Origin of the sequence: Streptomyces sp. NPDC053431 (genome assembly GCF_044544925.1) — a bacterium.
Lineage (GTDB): Bacteria > Actinomycetota > Actinomycetes > Streptomycetales > Streptomycetaceae > Streptomyces.
Map to the genome: position 1 here is coordinate 127,212 of NZ_JBITXX010000010.1, position 22,005 is coordinate 149,216.

Sequence of the window (22,005 nt, forward strand, 5' to 3'; positions counted from 1 at the left end):
GGGGGGGCCCGCGCCCGGCCGCGCGCCCCCCGCGGGGGGGGGGGGGGGGGGGGGCCCCCCCCCCCCCGGGGGGGGGGGGGGGGCGGGGGGCGGGGGGGGGGGGGCCCCCCCCCGCCCCCCCCACGTCCACGTGCTCGGCGCGCAGGAGCGCCGACTCGAGCATCCGCCGGGCGTGCCCGGACTCCTCGCCCGCCACGAGGACCGCGGCGAGGACGTCCACCAGGTCGGAGGGGTCCGTCGCCTCGAAGGCGCCGGCCGGGACGCCGAGGCGTTCCGCGAGGATGGCGACGGCGCGCTCCGTGGGCGGGCGGGCGCCCGATTCGAGGCGCGACAGGTAGGCGGAGGACATGCCGGGGCCGGTGAGGTCCGACTGGGTCTTTCCGCGCTGCTGCCGGAGTTGCTTCAGTCGGCGGCCGAATGAGGGCTGCGTCAGCATGTTTCGTCCCCAGGCTCGTGTCCGTGTTCCCCCTCCCTGACCGCAATGTTGTCAATCAGGTACTTGATAAGTCAAACAGTGAGTGAATTCGCGGTGGGCGAGTGCTCTCACGGCCATTCGATGGACGCCTGCTGCGCCGTGTTCCGGAGGGGTTCCCCGCCCTGCGCGACGACGGTCGCGGAGGTGCCCAGGGCGACGACGGCGAGGGCGGCCAGAAGTATGCGGCTGATGCGTTTCATGGGGGGTTTCTCTTTCTGTTCGCCACCTCGGACCAGGGTCGGGCCCGGCGGCGGCGACACTCCGTCCGGGCGGTCGTCCGAAGTGTCTGACCAGGGGTTACATCCTGAAGGTAGCGAGTTGCCTCGGGTTAGGCAAGAGATTGACAAGATCTGGCAAGTGCTCTTACGTTCTCGTCATCAGTACGGTTCCGCCGATCACTTTCCGGTCGAGTGCGGACGTACGTCGCACCCTTCTCGGAAGCGGGGGATCTGGGCATGCCGAACAGCGCTGCCAACCATTCGACCGAAGCGACTCTGGTGAGTGCCTTCCTGGCAACCGTCGAGCGCCATCCGGCACGCGTCGCCGTCAAGTGCGGGGCGGACACGCTGACCTACGAGGAACTCGACGCCGCGTCGACCGCCCTCGCGGCACGCGTCCAGGCGCGGACCGACCAGCCCGCCCGGCCGCTCGCGATCCTCCTGGAGCGCTCCTGCGACATGGTGGTGGCCGCCCTCGCGGTCCTGAAGACCGGCTCGTCCTACGTGCCGCTCGACCCGGGAGCCCCGGCGGCCCGCCTGGCCACCATCCTGGAGGACGCGGCGCCCGCGCTCGTCCTCACCACCGCCGAGCTGGCCTCCGCGCTCCCCGCCGGGCAGGACGTCCTCGTCCTCGACGACCCCGCGCCGGAGACGCCGGCCGCGCCCCCGCGGCCCGTGACGATCACCCCGGACACCCGGGCGTACATCATCTTCACCTCGGGAACCACCGGCCGCCCCAAGGGCGTCGAGGTCACCCACGGCAACGTCGTGCGGCTGTTCACCGAGACCGAGTCGCTCTTCGGCTTCGGGCCCGACGACGTCTGGTCGATGTTCCACTCCTTCGCCTTCGACTTCTCCGTCTGGGAGATCTGGGGCGCCGTCCTGTACGGCGGCACCGTCGTGATCGTCCCCGGGGACGTCGCCAAGGACCCCGCCCGCTTCCGCGCCCTGCTGCGCGACGAGCGGGTCACCATGCTCAGCCAGACCCCCACCGCCTTCGGCCAGCTGATCGCCGAGGAGCGCGGCCACGAGGACCGGCTGCCCGTACGCTCCGTGGTCTTCGGCGGCGAGGCCCTGCGGTTCTCCGACCTCGCGCCCTGGATCGCCAAGTACGGCGACGCCACGCCCGAGCTCGTCAACATGTACGGCATCACCGAGATCACGGTGCACGCCACCCACCGCCGGGTCACGGCCGCCGACCTGGCGCAGGACCGCAGCCTCATCGGCCGCCCGCTGCCGGACCTCGGCATCGAGCTCCTGAACGAGGACCTCACCCCGGTCGCCGAAGGGGAGACCGGCGAGATCGTCGTCACCGGACCCGGCGTCGCCCTCGGCTACCTCGGCCGCCCCGACCTGACCGCCGAGCGCTTCGTCACCCTCACCGCGGCGGACGGCTCGCCGCTGCGCGGCTACCGCTCCGGCGACCTCGCCCGCCGGCTGCCCGACGGCGACCTCGAATACCGCGGCCGCCGCGACGCCCAGGTCAAGATCCGCGGCTTCCGCATCGAGCTCGGCGACATCGAGACCGCGCTGGGCGCCCACCCGGACGTGCGCCAGGCGGCCGTCGCCGTCAAGGAGTTCGACGGGGAGCGCGAGCTGGCCGGATACGTCGTGCTCGCCGACGGCGCCGCCCTGGACGTGGCGCGGCTGCGCGCCCACCTGCTCGCGCTGCTGCCCTCGTACATGGTGCCCGTCGCCTTCCGGGCGATGAGCGAGTTCCCGATGACGGTCAACGGCAAGCTGGACCGCGACAAGCTGCCCGCGCCGGCCGCCACCGCCGCCGAGACCGCCGCCGTCGCCGGGGCGGCGTCCGCCCGCTCGCTGCGCGAGGAACTGCTGTGCGAGCTGTTCGCGCAGGTCCTCGGCCGCACCTCGGTCACCCCCGACGACGACTTCTTCGCCCTCGGCGGCCACTCCCTCATGGCGATCCGCCTCGTCAACCGCATCCGCGCCGTCCTCGGCCTGGAGGTCGCCGTCAAGGACCTCTTCGACGCCCGCACCCCGGGCGCGCTCGCGGCCCGGGCGCACACCGGACGCACCCGCCCGGCCGTACGGGCCCGCACCCGCGAGGGCGACGCCCCGCTCTCGTACGCCCAGCAGCGGCTCTGGTTCCTGCAGCAGGTCCACGAGGGCACGGCCGCCTACCACATCCCGCACGCCCTGCACCTCACCGGCAGCATCGACGTCGCCGCGCTGGAGGCGGCCGTGCGCGACGTGGTGGCCCGCCACGAGGTGCTGCGCACCGTCTATCCGCAGCGCGACGGCGTCGCCCACCAGCGCGTCCTCGCCGCCGCCGACGCGCGGCCGGAGCTGAAGGTCGTCGAGACCACGCCCGAGCTGGTCGACGAGCAGGTGACGGCCGCCGCCCGCGCCCCCTTCGACCTCACCCGCGACCTGCCGCTGCGCGCCCGGCTACTGCGCACCGGCGACGAGCAGTGGGTCCTGCTCCTCGTCCTGCACCACATCGCGGGCGACGGCTGGTCGCTCGAACCCCTCATCCGCGACCTGGCCCGGGCCTACACGGCGCGCCTGTCCGGGGCGGCCCCCGACTGGGAGCCGCTGCCCGTCCAGTACGCCGACTACGCGGCCTGGCAGCACGAGCTGCTCGCGGGCGAGGACGACCCGGACAGCCTCGTCTCGCGCCAGCTGGACTTCTGGACGAAGACGCTCGCGGAGCTTCCCGACGAGCTCGACCTGCCCACCGACCGGCCCCGGCCCGCCGGCGGCGACTTCGCCGGCGACATGGTCGTCGGCGACCTCGACCCGGAGCTGCACACCGCGGTGGCGGCCCTGGCCCGGACCACCGGCACCACCGTCAACATGGTGCTCCAGGCCGCCGTCGCCGCCCTGCTCACCCGGCTCGGCGCGGGCACCGACATCCCGCTCGGCAACGCCGTCGCCGGCCGCACCGACGACGCGCTGACCCCGCTCGTGGGCTTCTTCGTCAACAGCCTGGTCCTGCGCGCCGACACCTCCGGCGACCCCAGCTTCGTCGAGCTCCTCGGGCGCCTGCGGGCGGTGAACCTGTCCGCGTTCGACCACGAGGACCTGCCGTTCGAGCGGCTCGTGGAGGCGCTCAACCCGGTGCGCTCGGCCGCCCGCCACCCGCTGTTCCAGGTGATGGTGGCCGCCCAGAACAGCATGCCGGACGACTTCGGCCTGCCCGGCGTCACCGGCACCGCCTACCCCGTCCTCAGCGGCACCGCCAAGTTCGACCTGTCCTTCAAGTTCGAGGAGCGGCGCGGCGCCGACGGCGAGACCCTCGGCATCCGGTCCGCCCTGGAGTACAGCACCGCGCTGTTCGACCGCGACACCGCCGAGTCGATCGCCGACCGCCTCGCCCGGCTGCTGCGCGCCGTCGCCACCGCCCCCGCCACCCGGCTCAGCCAGGTCGAGCTGCTGACCGAGGCGGAGCGGGCGTCGCTGGTGCGCTGGAACGACACCTCGACGCGGCCCGCCACCACCGAGCTGACCGCCGAACTGGTCGAACGCCAGGCGGACGCGACGCCGGACGCCGTCGCCCTCACCCAGTCCGGCGCCACCTGGACCTACCGCGCACTCGACGAGCGCGCCAACCAGTACGCCCACCGGCTGCGCGCCCTCGGCGTCGGCCCGGACAGCCGTGTCGCGCTGTGCCTGCGGCGCGGCCCCGAAGCCGTCGCGGCGATCCTCGGCGTGTGGAAGGCCGGCGGCGCCTACGTCCCGCTGGACGCCGAACACCCGGCCGAGCGGCGCGAGTTCATGCTCGCCGACTGCGGTGCCGGCGTCCTGCTCACCGAGGCCGACCTCGGCGACGACCTCAGCCTGCCCGAGTCGGTGCGGCTGCTGCGGGCCGACCGCGACGAGGAGCTCGCCGCCGCCCCCGTGCACCGCCCCGCCCCCGTCGCGGGCGCCGGCGACCTGGCGTACATCATCTACACCTCGGGCTCCACCGGCCGGCCCAAGAGCGTCCTGATCGAGCACCGCGGTGTCGCCACCCGCCTCACCGACGTGATCGAGCGCTTCCGGCTCACCCCTGCCGACACGAGCCTGCAGATCACCGCCCTGGGCTTCGACCCCTCCGTCCGCGAGCTGTTCGCGCCGCTCGCGGTCGGCGCCACGGTGGCGCTGCTGCCCGCCGACGGCGCCCGCGACCCGCGCGTCGTCGTCGACGAACTGCGCGCCGTCCGCCCCACGGTGATCCTGTTCATCGTCCCGTCCCTCCTGGAAGCCGTGCTCTCCTACGACCTCCGGCCCGCCGACGTCGCCGCGCTGCGCCTGGTCGGCACCGGCGGCGAGGCGCTGCGCGCACCGGAGGCGGGCACGCTCCTGAACGAGTGGGGCTGCGAGGTCGTCAACCAGTACGGCCCCACCGAGAACACGATGATGTCGTGCGTCCACCCGGTCACCGCGGCGGACCTCGACGGGCGCATCCCCGTCGGCGGCCCGCTCTCCCACACCCGCGTCCACGTCCTCGACGCGCACCTGAACCCGGTGCCCGTCGGCGTCGTCGGCGAGGTGTACCTGGCCGGCATCGGGGTCGGCCGCGGCTACCTGGGCCGCGCGGGTCTGACCGCCACCCGCTTCGTCGCCGACCCCTTCGGCGGGCCCGGCGAGCGCATGTACCGCAGCGGCGACCTCGCCCGCCGGCGCAAGGACGGCACGCTGGACTTCGTCAGCCGCGTCGACGGCCAGGTCAAGCTGCGCGGCTTCCGCATCGAGCTCGGCGAGATCGAGGAGGTGCTGGCCGAACACCCGGCCGTCGCCCGCGCCGCGGTCGTGGTGCGCGAGGACCAGCCGGGCGACCGGCGCCTGGCCGCCTACGTCGTGCCCGTCGAAGGCGCCGAGGCGCCGACCCCGGACGAGCTGCGCGGCCAGGTCGCCGCCCGGCTGCCCGACTACATGGTCCCGGCCGCCTATGTCCCGCTCGACGCGCTGCCGCTGCGCGGCAACGGCAAGCTCAACCGCGACCTGCTGCCGCGCCCCGAGATCGGCGCCACCACCTCCGGCCGGGCCCCGCGCAGCCCGCGCGAAGAGGTCATGTGCCAGCTGTTCGCCGAGGTCCTCGGCCTGCCGCACGTCAGCATCGACGACGACTTCTTCCAGCTCGGCGGGCACTCGCTGCTGGCCGCCCGGCTCATCGCCCGGGTCCGCGCCGCCCTCGGACTCGAACTGTCGATGGTCTCCTTCTTCGAGGCGCCCACCGTCGCCGGCCTGGCCGAGCGGGCCGGCGTCGACAACGGCGCCGCCGCCCTGGAGACGGTCCTGCCGCTGCGCACCGGCGGCGACCTGAAGCCGCTGTTCTGCATCCACCCCGGCGGCGGCCTCGCCTGGAGCTACTCCAGCTTCCTCAAGTACGTACCGGAGAACATGCCCGTCTACGGCATCCAGGCCCGCGGCCTGCTGCACCCCGACGACATGCCCGCGACCGTACGGGAGATGGCGGCCGCGTACGTCCAGGAGGTCCGGCGCATCCAGCCCCAGGGGCCCTACCACTTCCTGGGCTGGTCCTTCGGCGGCGTCGTCGCCTTCGAGATGGCCACCCAGCTGCAGGCCGAGGGCGACGAGACGGCGCTGCTCACGATGCTCGACTGCTACCCGGGCGTGCCCGACCACTACCGCGTCAACGAGCAGAACATGGTCGCCGCCCTCCTCGACCCCGAGCGGCCCGGCGTGGTGCCGCAGGCCGGCTCCAAGGAGATCACCGACGTCCTGGAGGTGCTCAAGCAGGACACCGGCGCGCTGGCGAGCCTCACCGAGGACCAGCTCGTCGCGCTGCTGACGGCGATGTCGCACAACCGCCACATCGTCAAGGACCACGAGCCGGAGAAGTTCCTCGGGGACGTGCTCTTTTTCCTGGCCACCGAGGGCCGTAACGACGGCGCGCCCATGCCCGACGTCTGGGAGCAGTACGTCGCCGGCCGGGTCACCTGGCACTCCGTCAAGACCACCCACACCGCCATGAACCAGCCGGAGTCGCTGGCCCAGATGGGGCCGGTTCTCGCAGAGGCGCTGGCCGAGATCACCGCTGCCCGGCGCAGCGAGAAGCAGGGGAATGACCGATGACCAATCCGTTCGACGACGAGACCGGCCGCTTCCAGGTGATCGTCAACGCCCGGGGACAGCACTCGCTGTGGCCCGAGTTCGCCGAGGTGCCGGCCGGCTGGTCGGTGGTCCTGCCGACCGACAGCCGTGAGGCGTGCCTCGCCTACGTGGAGGCGAACTGGACCGACCTGCGTCCCGCCCCCGTCGAGGAGGGCGCACCGGTATGACCAGCGACTTCGCGGTCCTGAAGGACCGCTCCGTGCTCGCGCTGTTCGCCGCGAGGTCCACCTCCCTGCTCGGCAACGCGATCGCTCCGATCGCGCTCGCGTTCACCGTGCTGCACCTGCCCGGCGGTTCCCCGACGATGCTCGGCGTCGTCCTGGCCGCGCGGCTGCTCAGCCAGGTCACGTTCGTGCTGCTCGGCGGGGCGATCGCCGACCGGCTGCCGAAACTGCGCGTCATGGTCGGCGCCGACCTGGCCGCCGGCCTCACCCAGGGGCTCGCCGCCGTCCTGGTCATCACCGGACACGCCACCCCGTGGATGCTGGCCGGCTTCGCGGCCCTCGCCGGAGCGGCGACCGCGCTCTTCGAGCCCGCCTCGCGCTCCGCGATGCCGCTGCTCGTCTCGGGCGACGACCTGCAGTCCGCCAACTCGCTGCTCAAGCTCTCGATGCGGGGCGGCGGCATCCTCGGCGCCGCCCTGGGCGGTGTGCTGGTCTCCACCATCGGGGCCGGGAACACCATGGTCGTGCCCGCCGCGACCTTCACGCTCTCCGCGCTGCTGCTGCTCGGCGTCAAGGTCGCCCACCAGCCGCCGCCGTCCGACGCGCCCACGCTGATCCGGCAGATCCGCGAGGGCTGGCAGGAGTTCACGGCCAAGCAGTGGGTCTGGGTGATGGTCTCCCAGCTCGCCTACGTCAACGTCCTGCTCGCCGGCAGCTTCTACGTCCTCGGGCCGGTCATGGCCGACCGGTCCCTGGGCGGGGCCGGCGCCTGGAGCGTGGTGCTCATCGCGCAGGCCCTCGGCTTCATCGTGGGCAGCGTGGTGGCCATCAAGTTCCGCCCGCGCCGCCCGGTGCGCGCGGCCGCCCTCCTCACCATGGGCTTCCCGCTGTCGGTGCTGCTCATGGCCGCCGAGGCACCGCTCGCGGCGATCGCCGTCGCCACCTTCCTGGCCGGCGTCGTCATCGACGTCTACGAGGTCCTGCTCGACACGGCGCTGCAGAAGAACGTGCCGCCGCACGCCCTGTCGCGCGTCATGTCCTACGAGTCCCTGGGCTCCTTCGCCCTGGTGCCGCTGGGCATGGCGGGCGCCGGTCCGGTGGCCGACGCCGTGGGTGTGCAGACCGCCCTGTACGGAGCCGCCGCGCTGATCATGCTCGCGGGACCGGCCGTCCTGCTGCTGCGCTCGGTGCGGACCGTGACCGACGTACCCGAATCCGAGGCCGGGCACGAGGCCGGGGCCGAGGCCGCAGAGAAGAGCAAGGCATGACCGCATCCGCCCACGCCGCCCCGACCGCCCCCGCGAAGTTCCCGCGCTCCCTGCTGCGCAAGCCGTCGGACGACGCGGCCGCCCGCGTCTTCTGCTTCCCGTACTCGGGTGTCGGCGCCTCGATGTTCAACCGGTGGCCGCGGATGATCGGGGAGGTCGAGATCTGCCCCGTGCAGCTGCCGGCCCGCGAGAACCGCTTCCGCGAGGCCCACTACGGCACCTACCAGGACCTCGCGAAGAACCTCGCCGACGAGCTGCTGCCCTACCTCGACCGGCCGGCCGTGTTCTTCGGGCACTGCGCGGGCTCCCTGCCCGCCTTCGAGACCGCGCTGCGCCTCGCGGAGCTGGGCGGACCGGTGCCGCGCGAGGTCGTCGTCTCCGCGCAGGTCGCCCCGCAGGACTGCCCCAAGGACCGGTTCCTGGACATGACCGACGAGGCGCTCGGCGCCGAGCTGTCGGAACTCGTCGTCGCCCGCGGCGGCGAGGCGCACCCCATGCTGATCGAACTGACCCTGCACGTGCTGCACCAGGACCTCGACGCCAACCGGGTCTACCACCGGCCGGAGCCGGTCCGGCTGCCCTCCGCCGTCACCGCCCTCACCTGGAGCGAGGACCCGGAGATCGAGCCCGCCGAGCTGACCGGCTGGCGGGAGTGGTCCGAGCAGGTCACCTTCACCGAACTGCCCGGCGCGCACTACGCGTTCCTGAACGCCCCGGCCGAACTGACCCGGCTGCTGCACTCGCTGGCCCTGCCCGGCGCCCCGCTGCCCGCCGCGGCCGTCTCCTCGCCCGCCGAAGGACACCACTGATGACCGACACCATCGACTCCCTGTTCGCCCGCCTCGCGGCCGAACACCCGCACCGCACCGCGGTCACCGGCGACGACGCCACGCTGACGTACGCCGAACTCGACATCCGCGCGAACCGGCTGGCCCACCGTCTGCGCGCCGAGGGCGTACGCCCCGGCGAGATCGTCGCCCTCGCCGCCGGCCGCGGCGCCGCGACCGCCGTCCACCTGCTCGCCGTCCTCAAGGCGGGCGCGGCCTACCTCGGCCTCGACCGCCGCCAGCCGGCCGCGCGCCGCGACCTGATCCTGCGCGACGCCGCGGTCCGCGTGGTGCTCGCCGACAAGGGCGCCGCCGACGACCTCGGGGACGCGTACACCGTGCTCGTCCCCCAGGACGAGCCCTCGGACGAGACGGAGACCGGAACCGCCCCGCCGGCGCCCGTCGCCGGCGGTGACCGCGTCGCCTACGTCGCCTACACCTCCGGCTCCACCGGCACCCCGAAGGGCGTGTGCGTCCCCCACCGCGCCGTGCTGCGCCTGGTGCGCGGCGCGGACTTCCTGACCGCCACGCCCGACGACGTGTTCCTGCACTTCGCGCCGCTCGCCTTCGACGCCTCCACGCTGGAGGTCTGGGGCGCCCTGCTGAACGGCGCCCGCCTCGCCGTCGCGCCCGACGGCGACCTCTCCCTGGAAGGACTGCTCTCCTTCGTACGGGAGGAGCGGGTCAGCGTCATGTGGCTGACCGCCGGCCTCTTCCACCAGGCCGTGGACCTCGGGCTGCGCGACCTGCCCGCGCTGCGCCATCTGCTGGCCGGCGGCGACACCCTCTCGGCCGCACACGTCGACCGGGCGCTCGCCGCGCTCCCGCACACCGTCGTCGCCAACGGCTACGGGCCCACCGAGAACACCACGTTCACCACCGTGCACGCCATGACCGAGCCGACCGGGGCGACGGCCGTCCCCGTCGGCCGGCCCGTCTCCGGCACCGGCGTCCTGCTCCTCGACGAGCGGCTGCGCCCCGTCGCCGACGGCGAGACCGGCGAGATCTACGCGACCGGCACCGGCCTCGCCCACGGCTACCTCGGCAACCCGGGCCTGACCGCCGCCCGCTTCGTCGCCGCCCCCACCGGCGTCCCGGGCGAGCGCATGTACCGCACCGGCGACCTGGCACGCCGCACCGCCGACGGCACCCTGGAGTTCCTCGGCCGCGCCGACGGCCAGGTCAAGATCCGCGGCTTCCGCATCGAGACCGGCGAGGTCGTGGCCGCGCTGACCGCCCTGCCCGCGGTCGCCCGCGCCGAGGTCGTCGCCCCGCGCGACGGCTCCGGCACCCGCCGGCTGATCGCCTACGTCGTCCCCGCCGACACCGCGGCCCGGCCCTCCGCGCTCGAGATGCGCACCCGGCTCGCCGAGACCCTGCCCGCCTACGCCGTCCCCTCCCTGGTGCGCGTGGTCGACGAGCTCCCGCTCACCCCGAACGGCAAGGTCGACCGCACCGCGCTGGAACAGCGCTCCGTCCAGGAGCGCCCCGAGGTCAACGCCTCCCACCGCGCGCCCGAAGGCGTCCTGGAGCAGGCCGTCACCGGCATGTGGTGCGACCACCTGGGCCTGGAGGGCATCGGCGCCGACGACGACTTCTTCGAGCTCGGCGGGCACTCGCTGCTCGCGGTGGCGCTCATCGCCGAACTGCACCGCGAGTTCGGCGTGGAGATCTCCCCGATCTCCTTCTACCTCGACCCGACCCCGGCCGGACTGGCCCGGTCCCTGACCCAGGCGGGAGTGACCAGGTGAAGCTGACCGACGTCACGGCCGCCGACCGGGCCGCGGTCGACCTGTCCCGCGTCGACCTGTTCGACGCGGCCTACCACGCAGAGGGCGACCCGCACGCCGCCTGGGCCGTGATGCGCGAGCAGGCCCCGCTGCACCGCAGCGAACTGCCCGACGGACGCGCCTTCTTCAACGTCACCCGCTACCACGACGCCTGCCGGGTCCTGGGCAACCACCGCGAGTTCACCTCCGAGCGCGGCAGCCTGCTCAGCCAGCTCGGACACGACGACGCCGCCTCCGGCCGGATGCTCGTCGCCACCGACCCGCCCCGCCACAGCGAACTGCGCCGCCCCCTGAACAAGATGTTCACCGGCCGCGGCCTGGCCCGCAGCGAGGACCGCATCCGCGAGGCCGTGCGCTCCCTGGTCGCCGGCGCCCTCGACGGGCCCGTCTGGGACCTGGCCCAGCAGGCCACCATGCTGCCGATGGCCATCGCCGGCGCCCTGATGGACCTGCCCGAGCCGGACTGGAAGGACCTGGTCCAGTGGACGGGGATGGCCGCCGCCCCGCAGGACCCGGTGTTCACCATCCGCAACCCGCACGCCACCCTCGCCATCGCGCACCACCAGCTCTTCGAGTACTTCGCCACGCAGTACGAGGCCCGCAAGGGCACCGACGGCGACGACGCCTTCCGGCTGCTGATGACCATGCGGGACGGCGAACTGACCCGCGAGGAGGTGGTCGTCAACTGCTACAGCCTGCTCCTGGGCGCCAACGCGACCACCCCGCACACCGTGGCCGGCACCGTCCTCGCCCTGATGGAGCGCCCCGACCAGCTCCGCGCCGTGCGCGAGAACCCCGAGCTGATCCCCTCGCTCGTCGAGGAGGGACTGCGCTGGACCTCCCCGGCCAGCAGCTTCCTGCGCTACGCCGTGGACGACGTGGAGATCGCCGGGGGAGTGGTGCCCCGGGGCGAGGCCGTCGCCGTGTGGGTCGGCTCCGCCAACCGCGACGCCGACGTCTTCCCGGAGCCGTACCGCTTCGACGTGCGCCGCTCCGACAACCGCCACATCGCCTTCGGCTACGGCGCCCACTACTGCCTGGGTGCGACCGTGGCACGCCTCACCCTGCGCCTGTTCTTCGAGGAAGTCCTCGACCGGTTCGAGGAGTTCGTGCCGGCCGGCGAACCGCAGCACCTTGTGTCCAACTTCGTCGCGGGCTTCACCAGCCTTCCGGTCCGCGCCGTACCGCGCCGCGTCGAGGCGGTGGCGGGCCGATGAACGAGAGGAACCCCCACACCATGGAGCAGTCCGCGACGGACCTGACCGCCGTACTGACCGGCATCGTCGGCGAGCAGCTCGGTGGCCAGGAGGTCGACCCCGACGACGACTTCTACGCCCTGGGCGGCGACTCGCTGATCGCCCTGCGCGTCGTCTCGGCCGTGCAGGAGCGGGGCATCGCGATGACCCTCAAGGACCTTCTCTTCCACCCGACCGTCCGCGAGCTGGCCGCCCACCTCGCGACACAGGCCCCCGCGCCCGCCGCCGCCCCGGCGCCGGCCGCGGAGCGGGACGCGCTCCTCGACCCCAGCGACCGCATCCTCGTACCGGCCGGCGTCGCGGCGGCCCTGCCCGCCTCCGCCCTCCAGGTCGGCATCATCTACCTGTGCGAGACCAGCGGTGACCCGGAGCTCTACCACTCCATCATCGGCTGGGAGACCGTCGCCGCCTTCGACGAGCGGCTGTTCCGCGAGGCCCTGGCCGAACTGTGCGACCGCCACGCCGCGCTGCGCACGTCCTTCGACCTCGGCACGTACTCCGAGTCGGTGCAGCTGCAGTGGGAGAAGGTCGAACCCCCGCTGACCGTCGAACGGATCGGCGACGACAACCCGGCCAAGGGCCACGACAGCATCCGCGACTGGAGCCGCGAGGGCCTGACCCTGCCCATCGACTGGAGCCGGGCGCCCCTGTTCCGCTGCCACGTCGTGGCCCAGCCCGACTCCTTCCACGTCGCGATCGCCAGCCACCACGCGATCGTCGACGGCTGGAGCTACGGCCGGCTCATCGTCGACCTCCTGGAGCTGTACGCCGCCAAGCTGCGCGGCGAGGACGCCGAACTGCCGCGGCCGCCCGCCACCGGCGAGCACGACTTCATCGTCGCCGAGCGCGAGCTGCTCGCCTCCGGCGAGGCCGCCGACTTCTGGCACGGGCAGGCCGACAGCGAGCCGCTGCTGTTCTCCCGCGGGCAGTTCCACGGCGCGGCCAACGCGGTCGCCGGCGTCGAGTTCACCGTGCCCGGTGCGGTGCTCGACGGCATGCGCGCCACCGCCCGCGACGCCGGCGTCTCGCTGAAGTCGCTGGCGCTCGCCGCCCACGCGCGTGCCCTGTCCGCCTGGACCGGCCGCGACGACGTGGTCACCGGTGTCGTCGTCAACACCCGCCCGGAGCGGCCGGGCGCCGACCTGATGGTCGGCCTCTACCTCAACACGGTGCCGCTGCGGCTGACGGACCTCGGCGCGCCCCTGCCCGAGCTGGCCCGCAGGGCCCACGCGTCGGAGCGCGACGGAGCGCCCTACCGGGCCTTCCCGCTCGCGCAGATCGAGAGCCGCCTGGGCCGGCCGCCCTTCGACGTGACCTTCAACTTCATGAACTTCCACGTCTACGAGGACCTGGACGGCACCCAGGGCCTGCGGACCCGCGACTGGTGGGTGAAGGGCAAGCCGAGCTTCCCCTTCCGCGTCGACTTCGAGGTCGACGGCGCCGAGGCCGGCAGCCGCGTCTCGGTCGCCTACGACCCCGCGCTGCTCGACGAGGCCCGCGTGCGCGAGTACGCCCGCCACTTCGAGGCCGCCCTCACGGCCGCCGGAGGCACCGCATGAGCGAGCGTCGCCGCACCCTGGCGGTGCTCTACGACGACGGCGCGGCCTCCGCGGGCGAGATCGGGGTCGGCCTGGCCGACCTCGGGGACATCGTGTTCCTGCTCCCGCCCACCGGCCACGCCGAACGGCTGCGGCCCGTCCTGGAGAACTTCGGCACCGTCGTGCCGCTCACGGGCACCACGGAGGGCGACATCGCCCTCGCGCGGGACCTGGCGCCGGACGCGGTGGTGACCTACAGCGAGCGCATGGTCCGCAGGACGGCGGAGATCGCCGAGGCGCTGGGCCTGCCGTCCCACACCCCGGAGGTGGCCGCGACGGTCACCGACAAGATCCGCCAGCGCCAGGTGATGCGCGACGCCGGCGTCGACAAGGTCCGCTCCCACCCGCTGAGTTCACCCGACGAGTGGCCGCGGGTGTACGACGCCGTGGGCCTGCCCGCCATCGTCAAGCCGGTGCGCGGCGGCGGCAGTCGCGACACCTACGCCGTCACGACCGCCGCCGAGGTGGCGGAGCTGCTGCCGCGGCTGTTCCCGGAGGGCGCGGAGGCCGCGTACACGGTCGAGGAGCTCCTGGAGGGCGTGCCGAGCGCGCCGTACGGGGACTACGTGTCCGTGGAGAGCGTCTGCACGCCGCAGGGCGTGCGGCACCTGGCGGTGACCGGCAAGTTCCCGCTGCTCAAGCCGTTCCGCGAGCTGGGCAGCTTCTGGCCCTCGCACCTGCCGGACGACGTCCTGGCGGAGGTCACCGACCTCACCACCCGCGCCCTGGACGCCCTCGGAGTGCGCTACGGCATCACCCACACCGAGCTCAAGCTCACGGCCGACGGCCCGCGCGTCATCGAGGTCAACGGCCGGCTCTCGGGCCATCTCAACCTGATGAGCCGCCGGGTCTGCGGCGTCGACATGGTGCGCCTCGGCGGCCTCCTCGCCCTCGGGGACACCTCGCAGATCCCGGAGTTCGACTACGGCGGCCGCGTCCACTTCCTGTTCAACACCATGGCCCCGGTGGAGCCGTGCCGGCTGGAGGCCATCCACGGGGCCACGGACGTGCGCAAGGTGGAGGGCATCGACGGCATCCGCCCCTACGTCCGCCCGGGCACCGACCTGGCCGGCGGGGTGATGACCACGCCGCTGGACGTCATCTGGGGCTCCTGCGCCGACCACACGGCGATGCTCGACGCCCTGGAGGAGGCGCTGCCGAAGCTGACGTACGTCTTCACCCGACCCGACGGCACCGTGCGCGAGGCGACCGCCGCGGCGCTCACCGACGTGAGCGAGGCGGGCGCATGACGGCCGCGGTGGGCCCCAGGACCTGGCTGCGCAGGTTCCACAGCACGCCCGACCCGGCGACCCGCCCGGTCCAGCTGGTGTGCCTGCCGCACGCGGGCGGCGCGGCGGGCTACTTCGTCCCCCTCTCCGCGGAACTGTGCGAGGTGGCCGACGTGCTGGCCGTCCAGTACCCCGGACGCCAGGACCGCTGGCAGGAACCCGCCGTCGACGACCTCCACGAGCTGGCCCGGCAGGTCGTCGCCGCGCTCGAACCGGCCCTGGACGACCGCCCGGTGGTGCTGTTCGGACACAGCATGGGCGCCCTGGTGGCGTACGAGGCGGCCCGCCTCCTGAACCCCGCGCGGCTGTACGTCTCCGGATGCCCCGCCCCCTCGCGCGGCGTCGAGAGCGAGCGGGAGATCACCGACGACCAGGGCATCCTCGACGACCTGCGGGCGCTCGACGGCACGGACGCCGAGCTGCTCTCCGACCCGGCGCTCCTGGAGCTGATCCTGCCCGCGCTGCGGGCGGACTACCGGGCCGTACGCACCTACCGCTGGCGGCCGGGCCCCGAACCGTCCTGTCCGCTGACGGTGCTCACCGGCGACCGCGACCCCCGCACCCCCGCGGACGCGGTCCTGGAATGGAAGCGGCACGGCACACAGGACATCCGCTTCCGCGCGTACGAGGGCGGCCACTTCTACCTCACCGAGCACACCCGGGAGGTCGCGGAACTGATCGCCGCCGACCTCGCCTGAACCCGGCGGGCCGATCGGCCGCGCGCCCCGGGTCCTGTCGTCGAACTCCCGTCGTCGCCCGTCGCGGGGCGGGCGGGAGTTCGACGACAGGACCTAGGGAGCGCCCGCCGCAGGCACGACCGACGGCACCGCCCGGAAACGGCGCCGGTACTCCATCGGCGTCGTGTCGAGCCTCCGCCGGAACGCCCGCACCAGCGTGTCCGTCGTGCCGAAACCGCAGCTGCTCGTGATGCGTTCGAGGGTCGCGTCGGTCGACTCCAGCATGTGGCGGGCGCGCTCGACGCGGGCCGACTCGACGTAGGCGCTCGGGGTCGTCCCGAGCTCGGCCTTGAAGATCCGCGTCAGCTGGCGCTCGCTGACGTGGGCGCTGGCGGCGAGGTCCGCGAGGGTGAGCGGGGAGCCGAGGTTGCGGGTGATGTAGTGCCGCAGGTCCTCGACGCGCCGGGTCGTGGAGACCGGTTCGAGCGGCACGCTGAACTGGCTCTGCCCGCTGGGCCGCTTCAGGTACATCACCAGCTGCCGCGCCACGCGCAGCGCCAGCGTCTCGCCGAAGTCGTCGGCCACGAGCGCCAGCGAAAGATCGAGGCAGGAGCTGATGCCGGCCCCGGTCCACACGTCGCCGTCCCGGATGAAGATCGGGTCGGCGTCGACCTCCACGGCCGGGTGGTCGGCGGCGAGCTGCTGCGCGGTCGACCAGTGGGTGGTGGCGCGCCTGCCGTCGAGCAGCCCGGCGGCGGCCAGGATGTGCGCGCCGACGCAGACCGAGGTGACGCGCCGGGTCCGCTCCGCCAGGGTCCGGACCCACCCGACCACCGTCGGATCGACCAGGGCGCGCACCCGCCGCTCGCCGTCCACCTCGACGGAGCCGGGCACCAGCAGCGTGTCGATGCTCCTGCCGGCCGCCTCCTCGAAGGTGAGGTCGGGCAGGACGCGCACGCCGGCCGAGGTGGTGATCGGCGCCATGGTCTCGGCGGCCAGGACGACCTCGTAACCCGACGCGTCGTCGGTCTCCCGCCGCAGGAGGGCGAACACCTCGGGCGGTCCGGTGACGTCGAGCAGGTCGACCCCCTCGAAGAGGACGATCACGATCAGGCGTCCGAGGGTGCTCATGATCCGCATCGTACGGACCGGGGCACCGGGTGTTCACCTGAGGTGCGCCCAGGAACCTCCTGCCGCTCGGGTGGGGGTCGTCCGGCTCGGCGGTAATGCGGCTCCGAGGCGATCACCGCAGAGCTCCTGGAGGACGTGTGCCACCCGCTGCCGAGCCCGAGCCCTCCCCGTCCCGGCCGAGGCTGCGGGCAGCGGCCGGCGCGGCCGCGCTCACCGGCCTGCTGTTCTGTCTCGCGGGGCGGCTGGCGGGGAGCCACCCCTTCGGACCCAGGACCCGGAACATCGTCGACCTGGGCCAGCAGTACCTGCCCTTCCACGCGTACTGGCGGAAGCTGCTGACCGGGGAGACCCACGGTGACCTGTTCCTCAACTGGACGTCGGGATTCGGCTCCAACTTCCTCGGCGACGTCGGCACCTATCTGAGCAGCCCGTTCGACCTGCTCGTCGTCCTCTTCCCGGCCGACCGCACCGAACTCGCCCTGTACGTCGTCACCGCGCTCAAGATCGCCACCGCGGGCGCGGCCATGGCGGCCCTGCTCCTCACGCTCAGGCGCGGCCCGTGGCCGGTGGCGGCCGTCCTCGGCACCGCGTACGCGCTGTCGGGCTGGACCTTCAACTACGCCGCCACCGTACCGATGTGGCTCGACGGACTCGTCGCCTTCCCGCTGCTCTGCCTGGTGGGGGAGTGGGCCCGGTGCCGGCGCAGGCCGGTCCTCGGACCGCTGGTCGTCGCCCTCGCCTGGTGCGCCAACTTCTACACCGCCTACATGGCGACCCTCGGCGCCGCCGTCGTCCTCGCCGTACGCCTCCTCACCGCCGACGACGTCCCCGGCGCGGGCCTCGGACCGCGGCTCGCCGGGCTGCTGCGGGCCGCCCGCGCCGTCCTCATCGGCATCGGACTCGCCGCCCCGCTCGTCGTCGTCGTCTTCCTCGCCACCAAGGTCGCCGACCCCACCCCACCCACCGCCTTCGCCCCGGCCGCCTGGACGGACGTCCTCGCCCGCTTCCTGCCGGCCACGGCGAGCGTGGCCTCGCCCGCGCTCTTCATCGGCACGCCCGCCCTCGCGCTCGCCCTCACCCTGCCCTTCCACACCTCCGTCGCCGCCCGCGTCCGCGCCGGCTGGGCCGTGGCGATCGTCCTGGTCACCCTCTCCCTCCAGTGGGAGCCCACCCATCTGATCTGGCACGCGGGCGCCTCACCCAACGGCATCCCCTACCGCCAGACCTTCGTCCTCTGCGGCCTGCTCGTCATGGCGGCCTGGCTGTCCGTGGCCCGGGGCGTGCCGAGGCCCCTCGCGCTGCTCGGCGGCGCCGGACTGCTCGCGTTCGCCGCCCGCGCGGCCGCCGTCAGCAGGGACATCGACCGCTGGACCTACCCGGCCGCCGCCGCTGCCGCCGCCCTCGCCGTGCTCGCCGCCGTCGCCGCGCTGCTCGCCCGCGCGGTGACGGGCCGCCGCGCCGCGCGGCTGCTGCCCGTCCTGGCCGTCGGACTGCTGCTCACCGCGCAGGCCGGAGAGACCCTGGTCACCGGCAAGCGCATCGAGGAACAGCAGCTGGCCAAGGTGTCCTGGGCGCCCCGCGTCGGCCCCTGGCACACCGACATGACCCGCGCCGTCGCGGCGAAGGACGCCTGGCCGAAGCACCGCACGGACCCCGGCGAGGTGCCCGGAGGCAACGACGTCCTGCTCGTCGGCGGAGAGGGCGCCGACTACTACAGCAGCCTCACCGCCGACACGTACTCCCGTACCCTCGCCGGCCTCGGCTTCGGCTTCTACGCCAAGGGCCGGCACCCCGTCAGCCTCGACAACCCCGTCACCGACGCGATCTTCTCCATCGGCACCCGGATGCGGTCCACGCCGAAGTCCGAACTCGCCGTCGACCGGCTCCCCGAGGCGGAGATCACCGTCACCGACACCCCCGTACCGCCGCTCGTCACGGTCCACCCGGCCCGAGAGGCGGGGGCGGGGGCGGAGGTGGGGACGGGGGCCGGGACGGAGCGGGGGACGGAGCGGGAGCCGGGGACGGAGCGGGAGCCGGGGACGGAGCCGTCCGGAGCCGACACCGCCGGAGCCGGCACGGCCGCCACCGCCGAAACGGCCGCCGCCACCGCCGACACGGCCGACACCGACACCACCCCCGCCGGCAACGCCTTCGCCCGGCAGGAACAGATGCTCGGCCACATCGTGTACGAGGTCCCCGCCGCCCCGCGCCCCGCCGGCGCCCCCGACGGCACCGCCACCCTCACCACCCGGTGCCCGGCGGGCTCCCAGGTCTGGTTCTGGGCGCCCGAGTACCAGGGCACCGCCGCGCTCGTCGGCGGCCCGGCCGTCGGCTTCGCCGGCAAGCTGCCCGCCGTACTCGCCCCCATGCAGCCGCTCGGCACCGTCCCGGCCACCGGCGCCGTACGGATCGAACTGCGCCCCGAGGACGGGGCGAAGCCCCGGCTGAAGCTGCCCGCGCAGCCCGTCGGCTGCCTGGAGCAGCGCCGGCTCGCCGCCGCCGTGCGGCAACTCACCGCCACCGGCGCCACCGACGTCCGCACCACCGGCCACACCGTCACCGCGGACCTCCCCGCCGGCAGCACCGGCACCGCCGTGCTCGCCGTCCCCCGGATCTCCGGCTGGCGCTGCGCCGCCGGCGACGCGCCGCTCACGCCCGCGCGCAGCCGCCTCGGCCTGCTCGCCGTCCCCCTCGACGGCAAGGCCACCTCCGTGACCTGCTCCTTCCGCCCGCCGGGCGTCCGGCTCGGCGGCGCGGTCGGCGCCGCGGCCCTCCTCGCCCTGCTGGCCACCGCCGTGCTCCACCGGCGCCGGACCCGCGCACCCGAGGGACCGGAAGAGTTCACCACCCGTGCACATCCGGCTCGTTCACCGGAGAAGAGCGCTGTCTAGTCTGCCCGCCCGTACCGCTACGCGAGCCGAGGATTCCGAGTGCCGAAACTGTCCGTCGTCGTGCCCTTCCACAATGTCGGGCCCTACGCCCCCGACACCCTGCGCAGTCTCGCCGACAACGCGGACGCCGACACCGAGTTCCTGCTGGTCGACGACCACTCCACCGACGAGACGCCGGACCTCCTCGACCGCTGGAAGGACCGCATCCCGCAGGCCACCGTGATCCGCCACGAGACCAACCTCGGCGTGGCGCAGGCCCGCAACACCGGCATCGACGCGGCGACCGGCGACTACCTCACCTTTCTCGACGGCGACGACTGGTACGCCCCCGGGCACCTGCGCGCGATGGTGACCGGCATCCACCGCCTCGGCTGCGACTTCGCCCGCACCGACCACGTCCTGTCCACCGACCGCAACCGGCAGATCCGCTACGCGCCGGCCAAGGAACGCGACACCGTCATGGACCCCCGGGACGGCATCGCCCCGGCGAGCATGGTGACGATGGTCGACTACCCCTTCGTCCCCTTCGGCGTCTACAGCGCCCGCCTTTTCGAGAACGGCGGCTCACGCTTCGAGACGAAGCTGCGCACCGCCGAGGACCGGCTGTGGATCTGGCGGCTCCACCTCACCGCCCGCAGCTACGCGGCCCTCTCCCTGCACGGGGTCTTCTACCGGCGCGGCGTCACCACCTCGCTGACCCAGATCACCGACAACCGCCAGCTCGACTTCATCCCGTCCTACGACCTGCTGCTCGACGAGGTCTCCCGCGACCGCGACGCCGACCGCTTCCTGCCGAAGGCCGTCCGCACCTACTGCGCCATGATCGCCTTCCACATGGCGAAGGCCGACCAGTACGAGCCGGCCGTCGCCAGGCGACTGCGGCGCGACGTCACCGACGCCCTGCGCCGGATGCCGCAGCCGGTCCTCGACGAGACCCTCGCGACCATGGACACCCGCCGCGGCACCCTGCTCAGGAGCCTGCGCGACACCGGAAAGGCCGCCTGACCCATGGCGCACGACCGCGTTCAGATCTTCCAGGTGTCGACGCTCTACGGAGCCGCCACCGTCGCCGCCGCCCTCGACGCCGGCCAGTTCGGCGCCCCCGGCCACGCCCACCGCCTCCTGCTGATCTCCCACAACGCCGAGATCCCCGAGACCGCCGTCCGCATCGACTCGATGACCGGCTACGAGCGGATCGCCGCCCGCTTCGACGAGGTCGTCGACTGGAACGAGGCCGTCCACCCGCACCACCCCAGCTCCTGGGCGCCCCGCCCCGAGGAGGCGCCGCTGTGGCAGCGGGTCTTCCGCACCGCCTGGGGGCTCGGCACCGCCACCGTCGAGGTGATCGTCGAGTCCATCCAGGTCAATCCGGCGAAGGCGCTCGCCGCCGTCTTCGCCGAGAGCGCCGTGCACGTCTACGCCGACGGCCTGATGAGCTACGGCCCCACCCGCGACGAGCTGCCCCAGTCGATCGCCGCCCGGGTCCGCCGGGTCCTCCACCTCGATCTCGTGCCGGGACTGCGGCCGCTGCTGCTCACCGAGTACGGCGTCGGGGCCGAGCTCGTCCCCGACGACGCCTTCCGCGCGGTCCTGCGGGAGATCGCGGAGGACGCGGGCGACGACGACGCCCGGCTCGCGGGCGCGGTGGCCGCCGCGCCGACCGCGCTGCTCCTCGGCCAGTACCTCGCCGCCCTCGGCATCCTCACCGCCGAGGAGGAAGAGGAGCTGCACGTCCGGATGGTGCGGGGGGCGGCCGCGGCCGGCCACCGCTCGGTCGTCTTCAAGCCGCACCCCACGGCCCCGGCGAGCTACTCGAACGCCCTCCACGAGGAGGCCGCCCGCACGGGCGTCACCCTCACCGTCCTGGACGGGCCGCTGCTCGCCGAGACCTTCTACGAGCGCTGCCGCCCCGAGCTCGTCGTGGGCTGCTTCTCCACCGCGATGCTCACGGCCGCCGTCCACTACGGCGTCCCCGTCGCGCGCGTCGGCACCGACACCGTCCTGGCCCGGCTCACGCCGTACGAGAACAGCAACCGCGTCCCGCTGACGATCGTCGACCACATCGTCCCCGACCTGGAGGGCACCGCCCAGCCCGGCGTCCCGGGCGAGGCGCCCGCCGGCCTCGCGCCGCTGATCCGGGCGGTCGGCCACTGCATGCGCCCGACCGCGTACCCGGGCCTGCGCGCCGAGACCGTCGCCTACCTCGCGGAACACGGCACCGCCCCCTCGGCCGCCCTCCACTTCCCGGCGGAACGGCTGAGGGAACTGGACCTGCCGATCCCGGCGCGCGCGTAGCCGCGCGGGTCGGCGGGGGCCGGGGGGCGTCGGTCAGACGGG

General features: G+C 73.9%; 15 protein-coding genes. 12 read left to right on the forward strand and 3 right to left on the reverse strand.

Annotated features, from left to right (window positions below; translation table 11 throughout):
- Together ACIGXE_RS23315 and ACIGXE_RS23320 are read right to left on the reverse strand one after the other, a co-directional pair.
- Nucleotides 1–436: helix-turn-helix domain-containing protein (locus ACIGXE_RS23315; RefSeq protein WP_399750560.1), on the reverse strand; the 436-nt coding region annotated here is incomplete at its 3' end.
- Nucleotides 437–543: 107 nt separating this feature from the next.
- A complete protein-coding gene (locus ACIGXE_RS23320) occupies nucleotides 544–675 on the reverse strand; it encodes a hypothetical protein (protein ID WP_399750346.1) in 132 nt (43 codons plus the stop codon).
- A gap of 255 nt (nucleotides 676–930) precedes the next feature.
- Here ACIGXE_RS23320 and ACIGXE_RS23325 point away from each other — a divergent pair, with 255 nt between their 5' ends.
- Genes ACIGXE_RS23325 through ACIGXE_RS23365 form a run of 9 tightly spaced genes read left to right on the forward strand, consistent with a single transcriptional unit; the run spans nucleotide 931 to nucleotide 15,667 of the window.
- Nucleotides 931–6,738: an amino acid adenylation domain-containing protein gene (locus tag ACIGXE_RS23325; protein WP_399750348.1), complete on the forward strand. Its 5,808-nt coding sequence runs from the start codon at nucleotides 931–933 to the stop codon at nucleotides 6,736–6,738.
- Complete coding sequence (locus ACIGXE_RS23330; RefSeq protein ID WP_073898706.1) at nucleotides 6,735–6,944, forward strand: MbtH family protein; 210 nt, start codon at nucleotides 6,735–6,737, stop codon at nucleotides 6,942–6,944. The genes ACIGXE_RS23325 and ACIGXE_RS23330 overlap by 4 nt, the downstream gene beginning before the upstream one ends.
- The gene (locus ACIGXE_RS23335) at nucleotides 6,941–8,209 is read left to right on the forward strand and encodes an MFS transporter (RefSeq protein WP_399750350.1); all 1,269 of its coding nucleotides are present in this window, start codon (nucleotides 6,941–6,943) and stop codon (nucleotides 8,207–8,209) included. Before ACIGXE_RS23330 ends, ACIGXE_RS23335 begins: the two co-directional genes overlap by 4 nt.
- Nucleotides 8,206–9,018, forward strand: a complete 813-nt coding sequence (locus ACIGXE_RS23340; protein WP_399750352.1) for a thioesterase II family protein — start codon at nucleotides 8,206–8,208, stop codon at nucleotides 9,016–9,018. Before ACIGXE_RS23335 ends, ACIGXE_RS23340 begins: the two co-directional genes overlap by 4 nt.
- Entirely contained in the window at nucleotides 9,018–10,787 is a 1,770-nt protein-coding gene (locus ACIGXE_RS23345; RefSeq protein ID WP_399750354.1) for an amino acid adenylation domain-containing protein, read from the forward strand. The genes ACIGXE_RS23340 and ACIGXE_RS23345 overlap by 1 nt, the downstream gene beginning before the upstream one ends.
- The gene (locus ACIGXE_RS23350) at nucleotides 10,784–12,043 is read left to right on the forward strand and encodes a cytochrome P450 (protein WP_399750356.1); all 1,260 of its coding nucleotides are present in this window, start codon (nucleotides 10,784–10,786) and stop codon (nucleotides 12,041–12,043) included. The genes ACIGXE_RS23345 and ACIGXE_RS23350 overlap by 4 nt, the downstream gene beginning before the upstream one ends.
- Nucleotides 12,040–13,641, forward strand: a complete 1,602-nt coding sequence (locus ACIGXE_RS23355; RefSeq protein WP_399750358.1) for a condensation domain-containing protein — start codon at nucleotides 12,040–12,042, stop codon at nucleotides 13,639–13,641. Before ACIGXE_RS23350 ends, ACIGXE_RS23355 begins: the two co-directional genes overlap by 4 nt.
- Nucleotides 13,638–14,930: an acetyl-CoA carboxylase biotin carboxylase subunit family protein gene (locus ACIGXE_RS23360; protein WP_399750360.1), complete on the forward strand. Its 1,293-nt coding sequence runs from the start codon at nucleotides 13,638–13,640 to the stop codon at nucleotides 14,928–14,930. Before ACIGXE_RS23355 ends, ACIGXE_RS23360 begins: the two co-directional genes overlap by 4 nt.
- On the forward strand, nucleotides 14,927–15,667 hold the full coding sequence (locus ACIGXE_RS23365) for a thioesterase II family protein (protein ID WP_399750362.1): 741 nt from the start codon (nucleotides 14,927–14,929) through the stop codon (nucleotides 15,665–15,667). Before ACIGXE_RS23360 ends, ACIGXE_RS23365 begins: the two co-directional genes overlap by 4 nt.
- 93 nt (nucleotides 15,668–15,760) lie before the next feature.
- Here the strand turns inward: ACIGXE_RS23365 and ACIGXE_RS23370 are convergent, their stop codons facing one another.
- Nucleotides 15,761–16,777: a GlxA family transcriptional regulator gene (locus tag ACIGXE_RS23370; protein WP_399750364.1), complete on the reverse strand. Its 1,017-nt coding sequence runs from the start codon at nucleotides 16,775–16,777 to the stop codon at nucleotides 15,761–15,763.
- 137 nt (nucleotides 16,778–16,914) lie between these two features.
- Between ACIGXE_RS23370 and ACIGXE_RS23375 the strand changes: the two genes are divergently transcribed.
- Genes ACIGXE_RS23375 through ACIGXE_RS23385 form a run of 3 tightly spaced genes read left to right on the forward strand, consistent with a single transcriptional unit; the run spans nucleotide 16,915 to nucleotide 21,963 of the window.
- Nucleotides 16,915–19,668 (forward strand): YfhO family protein, encoded by a 2,754-nt coding sequence (locus ACIGXE_RS23375; protein ID WP_399750366.1) that lies wholly within the window; start codon nucleotides 16,915–16,917, stop codon nucleotides 19,666–19,668.
- A gap of 39 nt (nucleotides 19,669–19,707) precedes the next feature.
- Nucleotides 19,708–20,673 (forward strand): glycosyltransferase family 2 protein, encoded by a 966-nt coding sequence (locus tag ACIGXE_RS23380; protein WP_399750368.1) that lies wholly within the window; start codon nucleotides 19,708–19,710, stop codon nucleotides 20,671–20,673.
- Nucleotides 20,674–20,676: 3 nt separating this feature from the next.
- Nucleotides 20,677–21,963, forward strand: a complete 1,287-nt coding sequence (locus ACIGXE_RS23385) for a polysialyltransferase family glycosyltransferase (RefSeq protein WP_399750370.1) — start codon at nucleotides 20,677–20,679, stop codon at nucleotides 21,961–21,963.
- The last annotated feature ends 42 nt before the right edge of the window (nucleotides 21,964–22,005 follow it).